The sequence below is a fragment of the Pseudomonadota bacterium genome (assembly GCA_023229365.1).
GTDB lineage: Bacteria > Myxococcota_A > Polyangia > JAAYKL01 > JAAYKL01 > JALNZK01.
This window is the reverse complement of the sequence record JALNZK010000052.1, coordinates 1-16,727: the sequence shown is the minus strand read 5'-3', so window position 1 is coordinate 16,727 and position 16,727 is coordinate 1. Positions and strand designations below refer to the sequence as shown.

General features: G+C 68.6%; 16 protein-coding genes. 12 read left to right on the top strand and 4 right to left on the bottom strand.

What is annotated here, in order from left to right; all coding sequences use genetic code 11:
* Nucleotides 1-15: 15 nt before the first annotated feature.
* The gene (locus M0R80_18815; GenBank protein ID MCK9461687.1) at nt 16-1,605 is read right to left on the bottom strand and encodes a sigma 54-interacting transcriptional regulator; all 1,590 of its coding nucleotides are present in this window, start codon (nt 1,603-1,605) and stop codon (nt 16-18) included.
* Nucleotides 1,606-1,811: 206 nt separating this feature from the next.
* Between M0R80_18815 and M0R80_18810 the strand changes: the two genes are divergently transcribed.
* The 6 genes from M0R80_18810 to M0R80_18785 all read left to right on the top strand — a co-directional run bounded on the left by M0R80_18810 (nt 1,812) and on the right by M0R80_18785 (nt 9,500).
* Nucleotides 1,812-2,897 carry a sulfate ABC transporter substrate-binding protein gene (locus tag M0R80_18810; protein MCK9461686.1) on the top strand — a complete coding sequence of 362 codons (1,086 nt, stop codon included), beginning with the start codon at nt 1,812-1,814 and terminating at the stop codon, nt 2,895-2,897.
* Between the two features lie 4 nt (nt 2,898-2,901).
* Complete coding sequence (locus M0R80_18805) at nt 2,902-3,732, top strand: sulfate ABC transporter permease subunit (GenBank protein MCK9461685.1); 831 nt, start codon at nt 2,902-2,904, stop codon at nt 3,730-3,732.
* A complete protein-coding gene (locus tag M0R80_18800; protein MCK9461684.1) occupies nt 3,725-4,558 on the top strand; it encodes an ABC transporter permease subunit in 834 nt (277 codons plus the stop codon). The genes M0R80_18805 and M0R80_18800 overlap by 8 nt, the downstream gene beginning before the upstream one ends.
* 1 nt (nt 4,559) lies before the next feature.
* On the top strand, nt 4,560-5,603 hold the full coding sequence (locus M0R80_18795) for an ABC transporter ATP-binding protein (protein ID MCK9461683.1): 1,044 nt from the start codon (nt 4,560-4,562) through the stop codon (nt 5,601-5,603).
* Between the two features lie 95 nt (nt 5,604-5,698).
* Nucleotides 5,699-7,216, top strand: a complete 1,518-nt coding sequence (locus M0R80_18790; GenBank protein ID MCK9461682.1) for an OprO/OprP family phosphate-selective porin — start codon at nt 5,699-5,701, stop codon at nt 7,214-7,216.
* A gap of 283 nt (nt 7,217-7,499) precedes the next feature.
* Nucleotides 7,500-9,500 (top strand): hypothetical protein, encoded by a 2,001-nt coding sequence (locus M0R80_18785; GenBank protein MCK9461681.1) that lies wholly within the window; start codon nt 7,500-7,502, stop codon nt 9,498-9,500.
* A 52-nt stretch (nt 9,501-9,552) separates the two neighbouring features.
* Here the strand turns inward: M0R80_18785 and rsmG are convergent, their stop codons facing one another.
* On the bottom strand, nt 9,553-10,191 hold the full coding sequence (rsmG, locus tag M0R80_18780) for a 16S rRNA (guanine(527)-N(7))-methyltransferase RsmG (protein ID MCK9461680.1): 639 nt from the start codon (nt 10,189-10,191) through the stop codon (nt 9,553-9,555).
* 43 nt (nt 10,192-10,234) lie between these two features.
* Here rsmG and M0R80_18775 point away from each other — a divergent pair, with 43 nt between their 5' ends.
* Nucleotides 10,235-11,269 (top strand): phosphotransferase, encoded by a 1,035-nt coding sequence (locus M0R80_18775; protein ID MCK9461679.1) that lies wholly within the window; start codon nt 10,235-10,237, stop codon nt 11,267-11,269.
* Here M0R80_18775 and M0R80_18770 read toward each other — a convergent pair.
* Nucleotides 11,226-12,026 (bottom strand): DUF72 domain-containing protein, encoded by an 801-nt coding sequence (locus tag M0R80_18770; protein MCK9461678.1) that lies wholly within the window; start codon nt 12,024-12,026, stop codon nt 11,226-11,228. The two genes, M0R80_18775 and M0R80_18770, sit on opposite strands and share 44 nt — an antisense overlap.
* Nucleotides 12,027-12,163: 137 nt before the next feature.
* Between M0R80_18770 and M0R80_18765 the strand changes: the two genes are divergently transcribed.
* Nucleotides 12,164-12,562 (top strand): aspartate 1-decarboxylase, encoded by a 399-nt coding sequence (locus M0R80_18765; GenBank protein ID MCK9461677.1) that lies wholly within the window; start codon nt 12,164-12,166, stop codon nt 12,560-12,562.
* A gap of 28 nt (nt 12,563-12,590) precedes the next feature.
* On the opposite strand, the gene M0R80_18760 is transcribed toward M0R80_18765, so the two are convergent.
* Nucleotides 12,591-13,274: a hypothetical protein gene (locus tag M0R80_18760; protein ID MCK9461676.1), complete on the bottom strand. Its 684-nt coding sequence runs from the start codon at nt 13,272-13,274 to the stop codon at nt 12,591-12,593.
* Nucleotides 13,275-13,444: 170 nt separating this feature from the next.
* Here M0R80_18760 and M0R80_18755 point away from each other — a divergent pair, with 170 nt between their 5' ends.
* The 4 genes from M0R80_18755 to M0R80_18740 form a co-directional block, all read left to right on the top strand.
* Nucleotides 13,445-13,786 carry a hypothetical protein gene (locus tag M0R80_18755; protein MCK9461675.1) on the top strand — a complete coding sequence of 114 codons (342 nt, stop codon included), beginning with the start codon at nt 13,445-13,447 and terminating at the stop codon, nt 13,784-13,786.
* A gap of 126 nt (nt 13,787-13,912) precedes the next feature.
* Nucleotides 13,913-14,773, top strand: coding sequence for a Fe-S cluster assembly protein NifU (gene nifU, locus M0R80_18750; protein MCK9461674.1), 861 nt, complete (start codon nt 13,913-13,915; stop codon nt 14,771-14,773).
* 3 nt (nt 14,774-14,776) lie between these two features.
* Nucleotides 14,777-15,931 (top strand): cysteine desulfurase NifS, encoded by a 1,155-nt coding sequence (nifS, locus tag M0R80_18745; GenBank protein ID MCK9461673.1) that lies wholly within the window; start codon nt 14,777-14,779, stop codon nt 15,929-15,931.
* A gap of 420 nt (nt 15,932-16,351) precedes the next feature.
* The coding region (locus M0R80_18740; GenBank protein MCK9461672.1) for a transposase zinc-binding domain-containing protein at nt 16,352-16,727 on the top strand (376 nt) is incomplete at its 3' end.

Sequence of the window (16,727 nt, the reverse complement as noted above, 5' to 3'; positions counted from 1 at the left end):
GATCCATTTCGTCCATCACTTCTTCCCTTTGAACTTCCTCCAGTCGATTCCTAGCTTCCTCATCTTCGCGCGCAGCGTGTTGGGATTCAGGCCGAGCGCGGCCGCGGCGCCCGCGGGGCCCTCCACCCGGCCGTGGCATCGCGCGAGCGCCTGCTCGACGTGGCGCACGACGATCTCGTCGAGGGGCGAGAAGCGCGCCATAGCCCCGTGCCCGGGCGCGTCGTCCGGGGACATGGCCTCGGGCGCGACCGCCGCCTCCGCGACGGCCGGCTGCGCCGCACGCGGTTCCCGAGACCGCGGCGCGCCGGGATCGCTCCGCCCGAGGGCGGTAGGGATGTCGAGCCGCTTGCCGTCGCCGATGATCGCCGCGCGCTCGATCACCGCGGCGAGCTCACGGACGTTGCCGGGCCAGCCGTAGCCCACGAGCAGGCGGACGTCGTCCGCCGAGACGGAGAGCGGGGTGCCGCCGAGCCGCTTGCCCGCGCGCCACGCGAAGTGCGCCGCGAGATCCGGGATGTCCTCCGGCCGCTCGCGCAAAGGCGGGAGCCGGATCGGGAACACGCTGATCCGGTACCAGAGGTCCTCCCGGAAGCGCCCATCGGCGACCATCCGCCCGAGATCCGCGTTCGTCGCCGCGACCACGCGCACGTCGACCTGGATCGTCCGCTGGCCGCCGACCCGCTCCATCGAGCCGTCCTGGAGCACGCGCAGGAGCCTCACCTGTGCCGCCGGAGGCAGATCGCCGATCTCGTCGAGGAACAGCGTGCCGCCGTCCGCGCGCTCGAACCAGCCCTTGCGGGAGGCGACCGCGCCGGTGAAGGAGCCGCGCTCGTGACCGAACAGCTCCGAGTCGACGAGCTCCGTCGGGATCGCGCCGCAGTTCACCCGGAACAAGGGCCCCCCCGATCGCCGCGACCGCGCGTGGATGGCCCTGGCGATCACCTCCTTGCCGGTGCCGGTCTCGCCGAGGATGAGCACCGGCGCGTCCGTCGGGGCGACCTGCTCGGCCCGCGCCACGACCTCCCGGAAGTTGGCGCTCGAGCCGATCATCGTGTCGGAGATGTCCTGCCGCGCCAGGCGGGAGAGCAGGGCGTCCTTGTCCGCCTCCATCGCCTGCCGCGCGCGCTCCATCTCGCGGACCCGCTTGCCGTTGGCGAACGCCGTCACGAGCGCACCGAGCAGCGCCTCGGCCGTGCTCAGGTGATCCGGCCGGAAACGCCGCCCCGGCTCGGCGAGCCACACCGCAAGGCCGATTGGCCCGGCGTCCGAGGTGAGCGGCCCGACGATCGCCTCGCCGTCCTCCCCGTGCGGGATCGCGATCTCTCCCAGCCAGCCGCCGTCCCCCCGGCGCGCGCGATCCGCGGCGTTGCGGCGGCACCAGGTGACGAGCCGCCCGACCTGCCCGGGGTCGAGATCCGTGCGCACCGCGGCGGGCGCCTCGCCGGCGCAGCCGACCGCCGCCGTGACGAGGTGCGGCGGCGCGAGCAGGATCTCCCGCACGAGCAGCGAAGCGAGCGGCATCTGCCGTGCGAGCACGGCGTGGATCCGCTGGAGCGCGGCGTCGAGCTCGAGGTTGCCCGCGATCTCGCGCCAGATTTCGTACACGACGTCCAAGCTCTCGATCTCCAGATGCCCGCGAAATATGATGGAATTCTAAATTACTGTCAAATAAAGGAGATTTTCCTGTCGCGAATCCCTTTTTTTGACAATTCCGTCTCTTTTGATAGTTTCTGGGCGTTATTTCTCGGCACGGTCCGTGCTTGCGTTCTGCCGAAATCAGCGCCGGGCGGCGCCATGAAAGGTCGAGGGGCATGAAACGTGATCGAAAGAACGGAAGGCTGACGACGGCGATCGTGGCCTGCGCGTTCCTCTGCGCCGCGTGCGGCGGCAAGGGCGCGGGGGAAGCCGACCCGGCCGCGCCGGGCGGAGGGAAGGCGACGGCGGCGCCCGGGGAGGTGACGCTGACGCTCGCCGCGTACACGACGCCGCGCGAGGCGTACGGCAAGGCGATCATCCCGGCGTTCCAGAAGCACTGGCTGGAGAAGAAGGGCCAGAAGGTCGTGTTCCAGGAGTCGTACCTCGGGTCGGGCGCCCAGTCGCGCGCCGTGGCCGGCGGCTTCGAGGCGGACGTCGTCGCGCTGTCGCTCGCCCCGGACGTGCAGCGGCTCGTCGACGCGGGGTTCATCGACGCGAAGTGGGGGGAGCGGCCGGACAACGGCATGGTGTCGCGCTCCATCGCGGTGCTCGCGGTGCGATCCGGCAACCCGAAGGGCATAAAGGACTGGGAGGATCTCGGCCGCGCGGACGTCGAGGTGCTCACGCCGAACGCCAAGACGAGCGGCGGCGCCATGTGGAACGTCCTCGCGATGTACGGCGCGGCGATGCGCGGCCACGTCGCGTCGGCGAAGGCCGGCGACGTCGAGTCGGCCAAGGCGCTGCTCTCCAAGGTGTTCGCCCGCGTGACGATCATGGACAAGGGGGCGCGCGAGTCGATGCTCACGTTCGAGAAGGGCGTGGGCGACGTCGCGATCACGTACGAGAACGAGGTGCTCGTGGGGAACAAGAGCGGACTCAAGTACGACTACGTCGTGCCGAAGTCGACGCTGCTCATCGAGAACCCGATCGCCGTGGTGGACAAGTACGTCGATAAGCACGGCACGCGCGAGATCGCGACCGCGTTCGTGGAGTTCGCCAAGCTGCCCGAGCAGCAGCGCGCGTTCGCCGAGTACGGCCTGCGCCCCGTGGACGCCGCCGTCGCGGCCGAGGTCGAGGCGAAGCTGCCCAAGGTCACGGACCTGTTCACGGTCCGCGATCTCGGCGGCTGGCCGGAGATGATCGAGAAGGTGTTCGGCGAGACCGGCGTGTACGGCCAGGTGATCGCGTCGCTCGGCAGGTAGCTCGATGCGACTCCCCCGCCTCGAACGGAGCACGTCCCGGGTCGACATCGCCCTGCGCGGAGGGGTCGCCCTCTACGTCATGCTCCTCGTGGTGCTGCCGCTCGCGACGCTCGTCAAGGTCGGGTTCGGCGGCGGTGTCGCGGGGGCCCTCGCGGCGATCACCTCGCCCGTCGCGCAGTCGGCGCTCGTGCTGACGCTCTGGACGTCGCTCCTCGTGGCGGTCGTCGGCGGCGTCATGGGCGTCGTCGTCGCCTGGGTGCTCGTGCGGTACAGGTTTCCCGGCCGCGGCCTACTGTCCGCGTTCGTCGACCTCCCGCTCGCGATCCCGACGCTCGTCGCCGGCATGGCGATCGTCGCGTTGCTCGGTCCCCAGACCGTGATCGGCGCGGCGTTCGCGGCCGTGGGGGTGAAGATCGCGTTCGCGGAGCCGGCGATCGTCCTCGCGCTCGCCTTCGTCTCGCTCCCGTTCACCGTGCGGGCCGTGGAGCCGGTGCTCATGGAGCTCGATCCGGCGGAGGAGGAGGCGGCGTCCACGCTGGGCGCGAGCGGGTTCCTCACCCTGCGGCGCGTGATCCTGCCCCCGCTCTTGCCCGCCATCGGCAGCGGCGCGGCGCAGGCGTTCTCGCGGGCGCTCGCCGAGTTCGGATCCATCGTCGTCGTGGCCGGGAACATCCCGAACAAGACGCTGACCGCGCCGGTCTACGTGTTCGGCGAGATCGAGTCCGGCTTCCCGGAGGCCGCGTCCGCGGTCGCGGTGGCGCTCATCGGCGTCGCGCTCCTCTCCACGCTCTCGGCGCAGAGCCTCGAGCGCCTCGCGACGGTGAACCGTGGCTAGGGCCGGCGCCGACGCCCGCTCGAGGATCACGCCGCGGCGCGCCGCGCTCCTGGCGGTCGTCGTCGCGTACCTCGGGCTCCTGGCGATCGCCCCGCTCGGCGCCGTCGTGAAGCAGTTCTTCGCGAGCGGGCCGGGGCGCGTGGTCGACGAGCTGCTCGCCTCGGGCGCGCTGCCGGCGCTCGGCCGGACGGTCGCGATCACGGCGATCGCGATCGCGATCAACTGCGTCTTCGGCGTGGCCGCGGCGCTCGTCCTGACGCGGCAGCGGTTCTGGGGGCGGCGGCTCCTGAACGGCCTGATCGAGATGCCGCTCGCCGTGTCGCCCGTGATGATCGGGCTCGCGTTCATCCTCATCTTCGGCGCCGACGGCTGGGCCAGGCCGCTCACGGAACCTCTGGGAATCCAGGTGCTGTTCTCGTTCGCCGGCCTCGTCGTCGGGACGGTGTTCGTCACGATGCCGTTCGTCGTGCGCGAGGTGAGCAACGTGCTCCAGGAGCTCGGCACGACGGAGGAGGACGCGGCCGCCACGCTCGGGGCGTCGCGCGGGCAGACGTTCCGCCTCGTCACCTTCAAGAACATCCGGCACGGCCTCTCCTTCGGCGTCACGCTGACCGCGGCCCGCGCGCTCGGCGAGTTCGGGGCGGTGCTCGTGCTCGGCGGCGCGATCAGCGGCCAGACCGACACCGCGACGACGTTCATCTACGAGGCGGTCGAGGAGCGCCGCGACGGCGCCGCCGCCGGGATGTCGCTCATCCTCGCGCTCGCGAGCATCGGGGTGCTCGTGGTCCTCGAGCGGCTGAAGCGCCGCGTGCGCAAGGAGGCGTAGCATGGGCATCTCCGTGAAGTCCCTGCGCAAGAAGTTCGGCGATTTCGTCGCCGTGGACGGTGTCACCTTCGAGGTCAAAGACGGCCGGCTCGCGGCGCTGCTCGGGCCGTCGGGCGGCGGCAAGAGCACGATCCTGCGCATGATCGCGGGGCTCGAGGCCGCGGACGCGGGCTCGGTGGAGCTCGACGGGAACAAGGTCGATCACCTGCACACGCGCAAGCGTGACGTGGGGTTCGTGTTCCAGCACTACGCGCTGTTCCGGCACATGAACGTGGCCGAGAACGTCGGCTTCGGCCTCAAGGTGCGCAACGTGCCCCCCAAGGAGCGACAGATCCGCGTCGACAGGCTGCTCGAGCTCGTCGGCCTCGTCGGGTTCGGCGGGCGGCTGCCGCACGAGCTGTCCGGCGGTCAGCGGCAGCGTGTCGCGCTCGCCCGCGCGCTCGCCCCGGAGCCGCGGCTGCTCCTCCTCGACGAGCCGTTCGGTGCGGTGGACGCCAAGGTCCGCGAGGAGCTCGGCCGGTGGCTGCGCCGCATGCACGACGAGATCAACATCACGTCGATCTTCGTGACGCACGATCAAGAGGAGGCGTTCTCGCTCGCGGATCAGGTGATCATCATCAACGAGGGTCGGCTCGAGCAGGACGGGGCGCCGGTCGAGATCCTCGATCACCCGAACTCCGAGTTCGTCGCGCGGTTCGTCGGGGACGTGAACGTGTTCGACGCCATCGTCGAGGGCGGGGTGGCGGCGCTCGGCGTGGTGCGCGTGCTGGCGAAGAAGTGGGCGGACGGCTCGCGGGTGCGGGTCGTCGTCCGCTCGTACGACTTCCGCTTCTTCCGGGACGACGCCGGCCCGGCGACGGTGACGCGGCTGACGCCGCTCGGCGACAGGGTGCGCGTGGACGCCCAGCTCGACGGCGTCGGGCCGGTGTTCGCGCAGTTCCCGCGGCGCTCGGATCTCCTCAAGGGGGTCGAGACGGGCTGTCGCATCGCGGTGGAGGTGAGCCACGCGCGCACCTATCCGCGGCTGGACAATGCAACGAGTTAGCTATAGACGAAACGACATGTTAGCATGCCTCGTCGCTGAGGAATGATCCGGGGCAGGCCGCCGGGAAAGGCGGCCGACAAGAGGAGGAGAAGCCCATGACCAATAAACAGATCGTTCTGTTCACGGCCGCCTTTGCGGCCCTGCTCGCGTTGCCGGCGATGGCCGCGGCGCAGGCCGCGTCCGATGCGGACAAGGCGGACGAGGCGGCGGCGGCCGAAGCGGAGGCCGGCGAGGCAGAGGCTGAGGCGGAGACCGAGGCCGAGGAGGAAGCCGCCGTCGTCGTCGACGACGAGGTGGTGGCCGAAGACGCGGAGGAGGAGGCGGAGCAGGCCCCCGAGCCGGCCGCCTCGAGCCCGGTGCAGGGCACCTGGACCAAGAAGATAGAGTTCGCTTCCGAGGACGGCAACTTCAAGCTGCAGCCGACCGGCTTCGTGCAGCCGAAACTCCAGATGCTCATCAACCCGGACGCGGAAGAGGACAAGATGGCGGGATCGGGCTTCGTGTTCCAGCGCGCGCGGCTGGGCATGAGGGCCGGCTTCTTCAAGTTCGCCCGGCTGTACCTCGACTCGGAGTTCAAGACGGGCTCCTTCGGCCTGGTCGACTACTTCGCCGACATCGATCCGTGGAACGGGATCTTCGCGGTGCGCGCGGGCCGCTTCCGCCCGTGGTTCGGCCGCCAGTTCATGGCCGCCACGACGATGCTCCAGATGACCGAGGTCGCCGCCGCGTGGACCGACTCCAAGCTCGGCCTCGGGCTCGATCGCGATCTCGGCGTCGGCGTGTTCGGCATGATCGCGGACACGTTCGAGTACGGCATCGGCGTGTGGAACGGCGAGGGCGGCAGCGCGCTGGATCCGAACCCCAAGGTCAAGGATATCGGCGACACGATCGGCACCGGCGGAGACCCGCTGGCAGCGCCCGGCAACATCGACGTCATGGTCGGCGGCCGGCTCGCCGTGCACCCGCTCGCGCCGGCCGGTGTCGGCCGCACGCTGCCGCTCGGGGACGAGTCGGACAGCGCGATCTCCGAGAAGCCGGGCCTCGCGCTCGGCGTGAGCTTCATGTACAACAAGCGCCATGACCGCGTGATGAAGGGGTTCGACTGCGGCGCCGCCCTGTGCGCCGACCCCGCGCAGACCACCTTCGACGCGCTCTACTACGACAACCAGCTCAAGATCGGCGTCGACCTCGGGTTCCAGATGATCGGCCTCTCGTTCGTGGGCGAGTTCTACATCCACAAGGTCTGGCTCCCGGACGACGCGGCGACGGAGATCCAGGACGCCATCGACACCACGAACGGCATCGGCACCAAGGGCGGGCTGATCGACGGGCTCGGGATCGGCACGTACGTGCAGGTCGGCTACTTCGTCCTTCCCAAGCAGCTCGAGGTCGCGGCCCGGTTCGACATGGTCGACGAGAAGACGGACGTGCGCGGCACGCGCCTCTACCCCGGCGCGGGCGTCAGCTACTACTTCTTCGGCAACAACCTGAAGCTGCAGCTCATGTACCGGCTGAACACCTCGACCGGGTACGGCAAGGTCGCGGGGGTGGACGATCCCGGCTACATCCCGACGTCCCACGACCTGTTCCTGATGCTCCAGGCCTCGATCTGATCTCCTCCACCTGACCCGGCAAACACGATTCGACGTTCAACGGGTTGCATATCCCGCTCCAAGGGAACGCGGTCGTTCGTTCAAAATCACCAATTTGTGATCTTGAACGGTGTTTATGAAGAGCCATCTACTTGCCGGGTGTGCGACTCGGGAAAACGGAACGACCCTTCCCTGCGCTGTGGTACTATTCCGGAAGAGGTCGAGGGGGCGTGGCAGAAGAACGAATGCATCAATCTGTCGGGACGGATCGCTTAGGCGCACGGGCGCGGGAACGAGGTCGCAGGTGATGTTACGTCGTTCTCTTTTTTTTCTGCTGTGGATCCTACTCGCTGCCGGTTGCGGCGACGACACTGCACAGGGCCCGGACGCGGACGTGGACGCTTCGGTGGACGCCTCGACCGACACCGATGCCGGTACCGATTCCGACTGCGTCGAGGACAAATGGGTGAGCATTTACAGTTCTTTGACGTACTACAGCAGTCGCCTCGACGGCCTGTGGGTCGGCGTCGACGATGGCGCCGTCTGTGCCTACAACCGGCATCGTCTTGAACGAATCTTCATGATCGATGATTTGTCGTGGGAGAGCGAACGAATCTACGATGAGGGCCTGCTGGGTTTCAGCGGGCCGTCCGAGGAGGACCAGTACAGATCGTACCTGGACGGGACGGTGCGCCGGTTTGATGGGACATCCTATACCACCGTGCGTGACTTGGACAATTTCGAGGACGTATGGATTGCCGACGACGGGACCGGTTTCATCATCGAGGACGGGCGGCTGTTGCGATTCGACGGCGCCGCGCTGGAGGAGCCAGAGAGCGATGGTACCGTTTTCACGTCGGTCGTCGGCATCGCCCCCGATGACGTCTACGCGGCGTCGTGCGACGGGCTCTACCATTTCGACGGCGTGTCGCTCGCGCTCCTGCTGGATCCCGTCGCTTTCATGGACCTTTCGTCGAGCTGCGATTCGGTGCAGGTTTGGGTGACGAGCGAGGGTCATGTCTTTTACGCGTGGGGCTCCTACCTGCTCGAATACGACGGGCTCACGTGGACCAACTATGACGGCACGGACGCCTTCTATTTCTCGTTCGAATTCGTTGGGGTCTCTGGAACCGGTCTTGACGACTTCTTCGCCGTGGCTCGTTACATCGTGGAGCCATACCCAGACGACAAGAGCACGGCCGACAACACGTGGGGCGAGTGGGGAACGGTCTGGTATTTCGAGGATGGCGAGCCTTCGGTGGTATGGGAAGAGAATCTGGCGTCCTACCATGGGAGCGACCCGGCACCACATACCCGGATGGTGGTTTGGAGCGCCGAACCCGGCCGCGCCGAGTTCGTCGCCGGCGATACGCTCTACGTTTTCGATGGCCTGACAACGAACGTGCAGACGAACGGTGTGTACGACATCTGGGTGGACCCATCGGGTGAGGCGTGGGCGACTGGATACGGCGGTGTTGTGATGCACCGCGCCGACTCGAGCTCGCCCTGGACGGAGGAGGCGATCGCACCTGTCAACGAGGTTCTTTCCGGGATCTGGTCGGCCGAGGGAGCAGGGCAGTTGACGGTGGGCGCCTACGGAACCCTCGCCGTTCGGGAAGGGGAAACCTGGACAACACTGCTGCCCGCCGACCCGTGCGGCTTCATCCGTAGCCACGAAATGGCCGATGGCCAGGGGTGGGGGATCTGTGCCAACCCGGAGAAGGTGGCGCATTTCTACGATGACGGGACTTGGGAGTATCCGGACCTTCCGATCGCGTCCGGAGATTCCTTCTACCCGACCAGCCTGGCGGTCGCGGAGAGCGGAGAGCCGACGTTTGTCGGCCAGTTTGTCGCGGAAGGAAGCGCGGTCTACGAAACCATCGCCGTTCACATGGACGGCGGAGAATGGGTAGTGGAAGAAATCGATCCGGGCATGCCCGGCAGTGTCGAAGTGTGGGACGTCCATGTCGGCGACGACATGACCGGGCTGGTCGTGGGCCAGGTGAACGCGGAGAGTGGTATCTTCGATTTTATCGAGGAGCTGGGCGGCGAGCACGAGGCCTATTTCCCGGAAACCGGGTGCACCGACATCGGTTCGATATGGGGCCTCGACATGGAGCGCGTCATCGCGGCGGACGGCGTGGGAAACGTTTGGTACAAGAACGGCGACGCCTGGGACCGTGAGCTCGTGTGCCACGACAGGGCTTTCGTGGACGTTGCCGGCGATCACGACGGCGACGTGTACCTCCTGCACAACAGCGTCGACGACACCGCGATTCTCCGCGCGGAACAGATTTGGGAGTAGAAACGAATAGCGGCGGTGTTCGTTCCCGCATGCGACTTTCGATGGGCGGCCGCTACTTCACGTCCCACCGCACCCGGACCGCGAAGCGCGGGGCGCCGTCGAGCGGGCGCTTCGTCTCGAACACCGCGTCGATCCGGCAGCCGGGCGGGAGATCCGAATCCGTGATCGGCGTCGACGAGAGGGCGTAGATCGCGCCGGCCGGGGTCACGAGCCGGATCGCACGGCCGAGCCACTCCGCCGCCGGCCACACCGCCTGGGAGACCGCCGCGCCGTACGCGCCGGCCTCGAGCTGCTCGGCCCGCGCCTCGACGACGTCGCAGGAGAGGCCGAGGACCCGCACGGCGTGGCGAAGAAACGACGCGCGCTTCGCCCGGGGCTCGACGAGGACGACGCGGAGATCGCGGCGGTAGAGCGCGGCGGGCAGGCCGGGCAGGCCGCCGCCCGAGCCGATGTCGACGAGCGGCGCGTCCTCGGCGAGCACCGGCAGGAGCGTCAACGCGTCGAACAGCGGGGCGTCGACGAAAGCCTCTGCGGTCTTGGCGCCGGTGAGGTTGACACGCCGATTCCACTTGGACACCTCGGCCGCGTAGAGGGCGAGGGCGCGGCGAAAGCCGTCTTCGGCGGCGAGCCCGAGGTGCGTGAGCGCCCGCTCGACAGCGGAGCCCACGGCCCTGTCCGCAAACTGGTCCACGGCCCAAAGAGTAGCATATGCTGCTGCCCGAAGGAGGCCGCGCATGCAGCTCGACGCCTTGCTCCTGCGCCTTTATGGGAGACCGAAGACCGTCGCGCGCTTCGAGACGCTGAAGGGCGACGCGTCGAGCCGCCGCTACCACCGCGTCGTGCTCGGGCCCGGCGCCCGGCCGGCGCGGCTGATCGTCATGGAGCTCCCGGAGGACGCGCTCCGGAGCGACGAGGCGACCGCCGGAGCCCCGCCCGCGGAGCTGCCGTTCCTGAACGTGCGCCGGCACCTCGCGGCGGCGGGTATCCGCGTGCCCGAGGTGTACCTCGACGCGGTCTCTGACGGCGCGGTGCTGCTCGAGGATCTCGGCGACGAGACGTTCGCGCGGCGCATCCAGGCGGTCGGCCCGAACGGCATGGAGGCGTGGTACGGGGCGGCGGTCGATCTGCTCGCGACGCTGCACGACGCGATGTGGCCGGTCCCGGCGGGGTGCGAGGCCGCGCGCCGCGAGTTCGACGTCGCGCTCCTGCGGTGGGAGCTCGATCACTACCGCGAGTGGGGCGCCGAGGCGCTCCTCGGGCCGCTCGATCCCGGGAGGCGCGCCCGCCTCGACGCGGCGTTCGACGCGCTCGCGGCCGAGATCGCGGAGCTGCCGCGCGGGTTCGTGCACCGCGACTACCAGTCGCGCAACCTCATGGTCACGGGCGACGCCGCGCACCCCTCGAGCCTCGTCGTCATCGACTTCCAGGACGCGCTCGAAGGCCCGCGAGTGTACGATCTCGTCGCGCTCCTGAACGACTCCTACGTCGACGTGCCGTTCGAGCTGCAGCGCCGGATCATCGCGCGCTACGCCGAGAGGCGCGGCCTCGACGCGGCGGCGCTCGCCCGCGAGTTCGATCTCGTGACCGTGCAGCGCAAGCTCAAGGACGGCGGCCGTTTCGTGTTCATCGACCGCGTGAGGGGAAACCCGTCGTTCCTGCCGTTCGTGGACGTCTCGTTCGGCCGCGTCCGCGCCGCGCTCGGCCGGCTCGACGGCCACGCCGCGCTCAAGGCCGCGCTCGCCGAGGCGGACCCGAGGCGGTTCGGTTGAGCAGCCGCTCGAGCGCCTTGGCCCCGTCCACCGCCTTGCCCTGGAAGTGGTTGTTGAAGAAGACGAGCACGTCGCCCGCCTTGCGCTCGAGCTCCAGGATCTTCGGCGCCCACGCGGCGAGCTCGCGATCATCATAGCGGTAGTCGTACCGCTCCTCCGCGCGATCATGGACGTACCATTTCGATGCGTTGCGACCGTGGAACCGGACGTACCCGGGCGACGCCGTGGCCGCGGCGAAGGGCGGCATGAGCCCCGGCAGCTCGGGCTCGTCCACGCAGCAGAAGCCCGCACCGATCCGCTCGAGCCAGTCGAGGATCTGCGGCGACGCCCATTCCGCGCGCCTGAGCTCGACGACGAAAGGCGGGCCGACCTTGTCGACGAGCCGCTTGAGGTACCCGCGGTTCTCCTCCGTCTGGTGGAACGACTGCGGGAACTGCGCGAGGACGGCGCCGAGCGCGCCCGCCTCCCTGAGCGGCGCGAGCGCCTCCACGAACGCGGCGAGATCGCCCTCGCCGGCCGTGCGCTCGTGGGTCATGGAGCGGTGCGCCTTGATCGCGAACGTCACCGCGCCGCCGGTGCGCCGCAGCATGGAGTCGAGCTGCTTCGCGTTCGGCATCCTGTAGTACGAGAAGTTGAGCTCGAGCGCCCTGAAGTGGTCCGCGTAGAACTCGAGGAACTTGGCCTTGGGCAGATCCGCGGGGTAGAACGCGCCGCGCCATTCGTCGTAGTCGAACCCGCTCGTGCCGATCGCGATCACGCCGCCATTTTCCCACCGGACGCTGGCCCTTGCACGCCCGATTCGTCCGCGGTATAGCTTCAACCGGCGGGGGCGATTGGCCCGGCGGCTGTATCCCACGACGGGAACGGCACGCGGCGGGGCCGAGGAGAGAGCGCATGCGCCGCACCATGTTCAAGTCCAAAATCCACCGGGCGACCGTGACCCACGCGGATCTCGACTACGAGGGCAGCGTGACCATCGACGCGGAGCTGATGCGCGCGGCGGACATCCTGCCGTACGAGCAGGTCAGCGTGTGGAACGTCACGCGCGGCTCGCGCATCGAGACGTACGCGCTGGAGGGAACGTCCGGATCCGGCGTCGTGTGCGTCAACGGCGCCGCGGCGCACCAGAACCGGCCCGGCGATCTCGTCATCATCGCGACCTTCGCCGGGTACGACGCGGACGAGCTCGCCCGCCACGCCCCCAAGGTCGTGCTCGTCGACCCGAAGAACCGGATCGTCTGCCCGGAGTACGCCGAGACCCCGGGGCCGAAGCGCGCGATCGCCCGCAGCTGAACGAAGAGGACAGCGGACTCCGAGAGCCTCAGCCGCCGGGGCAGGTGAGGGTGAGGCCGGTGAGCCCGGTGCCCGCGCACAGGTCGCCGCAGGGCTCGCCAGAGAGGCAGCCGCAGGTCGGGGTGTCGGGGCAGCCGGTCGGCAGATCCACGCACGCGAAGCCGTCGTCCTCGCCCCAGATGTCCGACACCTGGCGCCGGCAGTCGGTCGAGCCGGGGTCGCAGAAGATCGGCCCGCAGGAGAACAAGCCGCCGGGCGGCGTGCAGCCGTCGAGCTGGTTCACGTCGAGCCCCGCGGCCTGCGCCTCGCACTCGTTCGCGTACACCGCGCCGTCGCAGGCGCAGACCGGCGCGTAGATCTCCGCGCAGCCGTCGGGCCGCGGCTCGCAGGTGCCCATCTGATCCCCGGCGCCGCACTCGCTCGGGGCGAAGTCGCACCAGTCCGTCTCGTCGCACTCGAAGCCGGCGATGCCGCCGCACACGTCCGAGTCCGAGTCCGTGTCGGTATCGGTATCGGTGTCGGTGTCGGTGTCGGTATCGACATCGGTGTCGGTATCGGAATCGGTGTCCGTGTCCGCGTCGGTATCGACGTCGGAATCGGAATCGGTGTCCGCGTCCGAGTCCGCATCGGTGCCCGCGTCGCCGCGCCCGCCGTCGTCGCCGCACCCGCCAGCCGCGAGCAGCAGCGCCCACGCAATCCCCAGTCGCGCCATCTTCCCCTCCATCAGGTGGTTTCTCCTTCTCCATTTTCGCCCATCGGGTCCATTCCGTCCATCGGGTCCATCCCCGCGCGTCCCGCCGTTCCGCTTGCACCCCAGGGGCGCCTGTGCTATCGAATTTCGCCTTTGGGACCGCCCGCGCGGGCGGAAAGAGGGACGCGAAAATGAAGAAGACACCGCTCGTCGAGATTAAGGAGCGCTTCGGCTCCAAGGAGAACCTGGTCAAGGAGCTCAAGGCGCTGTTCGACAAGGGCGACCTGTTCCTGGATCGGCTGAACGTAGACAAGGGGCTCGCCCACGTCGCGAACGGGAAGCTGCTCAAGCTGATCGACGTCGCCGGGGAGGTCAAGGAGCGTTTCTCGTCGCGCGCCAAGCTGACCGACGACCTGCTCAAGCTGCTCAAGCGCGAGAAGGACACGGGGCTCAAGGAGCGCTTCGACAAGTGGGGGCTGCCGCGCCTGTGGGACTACTACCAGGCGGTCGCCAAGCGGGTGAAACGCTCCTGAGCGCGCCCCCCTTCACAAAAATCCACTTTTAAGTAATCTTTATCGGCCCCGGCGGTGGCACCCGCCGCCGGAGTGGTTAAACGGTTCTCGGGTACCCCTCCGGGGGGCGAGGCGAGGAGGCGTTCGATGGCGTGGGACTACACGGATCTGGTCAAGCAGCACTTCTTCTCGCCGCGCAACGTCGGGAAGATCGAGGCCCCGGACGGAGCCGGACAGGTCGGCTCGATCGCCTGCGGTGACGCGCTCAGCCTGACTATCAAGGTCGACGGGGCGACGGACCGGATCACCGACGCGAAGTTTCAGACCTTCGGCTGCGGGAGCGCGATCGCGTCGTCGTCCATGCTGACCGAGATGGTGAAGGGAAAGACGCTCGACGAGGCGCTCTCCATCACCAACCAGGACATCGCGGCGGCGCTCGGCGGGCTGCCGGCCGAGAAGATGCACTGCTCGGTGATGGGCCGCGAGGCGCTCGAGGCCGCGATCAACGATTACCGCGGCGTCAAGGCGAAGGCCGAGGAGGAGAAGGACGAGGGGCGGATCGTCTGCAACTGCTTCGGGATCGCCGAGGGCAAGATCCGCCGCGTGATCCGCGAGGACAACCTGCGGACCGTCGAGGACGTGACGAACTACACCAAGGCCGGCGGCGGCTGCGGCTCGTGCACCGCGCAGATCGAGGAGATCCTCGAGGACGAGCTCGGCAAGAAGGCCGCGGAAGAGGCGGCGGTCCAGCCCGCGCGCAAGCGCTTGCGCACGAACCTCGAGCGGATCAACCTCATCCAGGAGGTGCTCGACAACGAAGTGCGGCCGATCCTCCAGAAGGACTCCGGCGATCTCGACCTCGTCGACATCGACGGCCACCGCGTGACGATCCGCATGGTCGGGCACTGCTCAGGCTGCCGCGCGGCCGGGCTGACGACCGGCTGGATCGAGGACAAGCTGCGCGAGATCGTCGATCCGAACATCTCCCTCGAAGTGCTGGAGGAGTAGCCGATGCGCACGGTGTACCTGGACAACAACGCGACGACGCAGGTGGCCCCCGAGGTCGTCGAGGCGATGATGCCGTTCTTCACCGAGAGGTATGGCAACCCGTCGAGCATGCACGACTTCGGCGGCTCGGTGGGCAAGGTGATCGAGGACGCGCGGGAGAAGGTCGCGGCGTGCCTCGGCGCCGAGCAGGCGTCGGAGATCCTGTTCACGAGCTGCGGCACCGAGTCGGACAACACCGCGATCCGGTCGGCGCTCCTGTCCCGCAAGGGGCGCAAGCGCGTGCTGACGACGCGCGTCGAGCACCCCGCGGTGCTCAACGTGGCGCGCCAGCTCGAGCGCGAGGGCTTCGACGTCACCTACCTCCCCGTGGATCGCGACGGGCTGCTCGATCTCGACCTCCTGCGGGAGAAGATGGACGCCGAGGTCGCGCTCGTCTCGGTCATGGCCGCGAACAACGAGACCGGCGTGATCTTCCCGTTCGAGGAGATCGCCCGCATCGCGCACGAGCACGACGCGCTGTTCCACACCGACGCCGTGCAGGCGGTCGGGAAGATCCCGATCCGGCTCGCCGACAGCGACATCGATCTCCTCGCGCTCTCGGGCCACAAGCTGAACGCGCCCAAGGGGATCGGCGCGCTCTACATCCGGCGCGGCCAGCGGTTCCGGCCGTTCCTGCTCGGCGGGCACCAGGAGCGCGGGCGGCGCGGCGGCACCGAGAACGTGCCCGGGATCGCGGCGCTCGGCAAGGCGGCGGAGATCGCGGCCGAGCACGTGTGCGACGAGCGGACCCGGGTCCGCGCCCTGCGCGACCGGCTCGAGGCAGAGCTGCTCAAGATCCCGGGGACGCGGCTCAACGGGCACAAGGAGCAGCGGCTGCCGGGCACGTCCAACGTGAGCTTCAAGAACGTCGAGGGCGAGGCGATCCTGCTCATGCTGAACCAGGAGGGGATCTGCGCGTCGTCCGGCTCGGCGTGCACCTCCGGCACGCTGGAGCCGTCGCACGTCCTGCGCGCCATGGGCGTGCCGTTCAACTTCGCGCACGGCTCGGTGCGGTTCTCCCTCGGCCGGTACAACACCGACGCGGACGTCGACCGCGTGCTCGAGGTGATGCCGCCCCTCATCGCGCGGCTCCGCGAGATCTCGCCGTTTAGGGATTGATTGACACTACCGCTCCGAAAGCCGTTCCGGTTCTCTTCTGCATGGTCGGGGCCGTGTTCTTGAGGAACCGATGTCCATTCGAGGCGTCTCGAAAGGCACGGCCTGTCTGGATGATCCGTTCTGCCGCCCCCTTCGCTCGCTTATCAGGGCAGCGGGGAAAGCGCCGGGCTATTGCGGGCCGAACTTCGGGACAGCGGTGCTAGAGCGGCGCCCGCCGCCATCCGCCGGCGTCTCCGCCGGGCGTTCGAGTCGCCTAATCTCCAATAGCCGCGTCCTTCCTGGTTTTCCGCCATCGGCACGGATCGTGGTTTCCGCGGCCGCGTGGAGAACGCTGCCCGACGGAGAGAACCCTCCTGGTCGCTCGGTTCGTCATTTCGTCCGGCGAGCCCCGGGTATCGTCCGCGTACGCCCGAAGCGACGGTGCTGCACAAGGTCGTTCGGGAAAACCTCGAGGAGTTTCTCCGCGAGGCACGCGGCGGGTCAGAGGACGGGGAGGGCGTCCCGGACTTCGTCGTGGACGAGCTGCGGAAGTTCCTGTCGTGCGGCTCGCTCTCGGGTGGTTTTGCGCGGCTGAAGTGCGAGAAGTGCGGGAAGGAAAGACTCATTCCTTTCTCGTGCAAGCGCCGCACGTCGTGCCCGAGCTGCGCGGGACGGCGAATGGCGGAGCTTGCCGCGCACCTCGTCGATTCGGTGTTTCCGCTCGTGCCCGTGCGGCAGTGGGTGCTCAGCGTGCCGTTCGCGCTGCGCTACAGGCTGGCTTGGGATCACGCGTTGAGCCTCAAGGTTCTTCGGATCT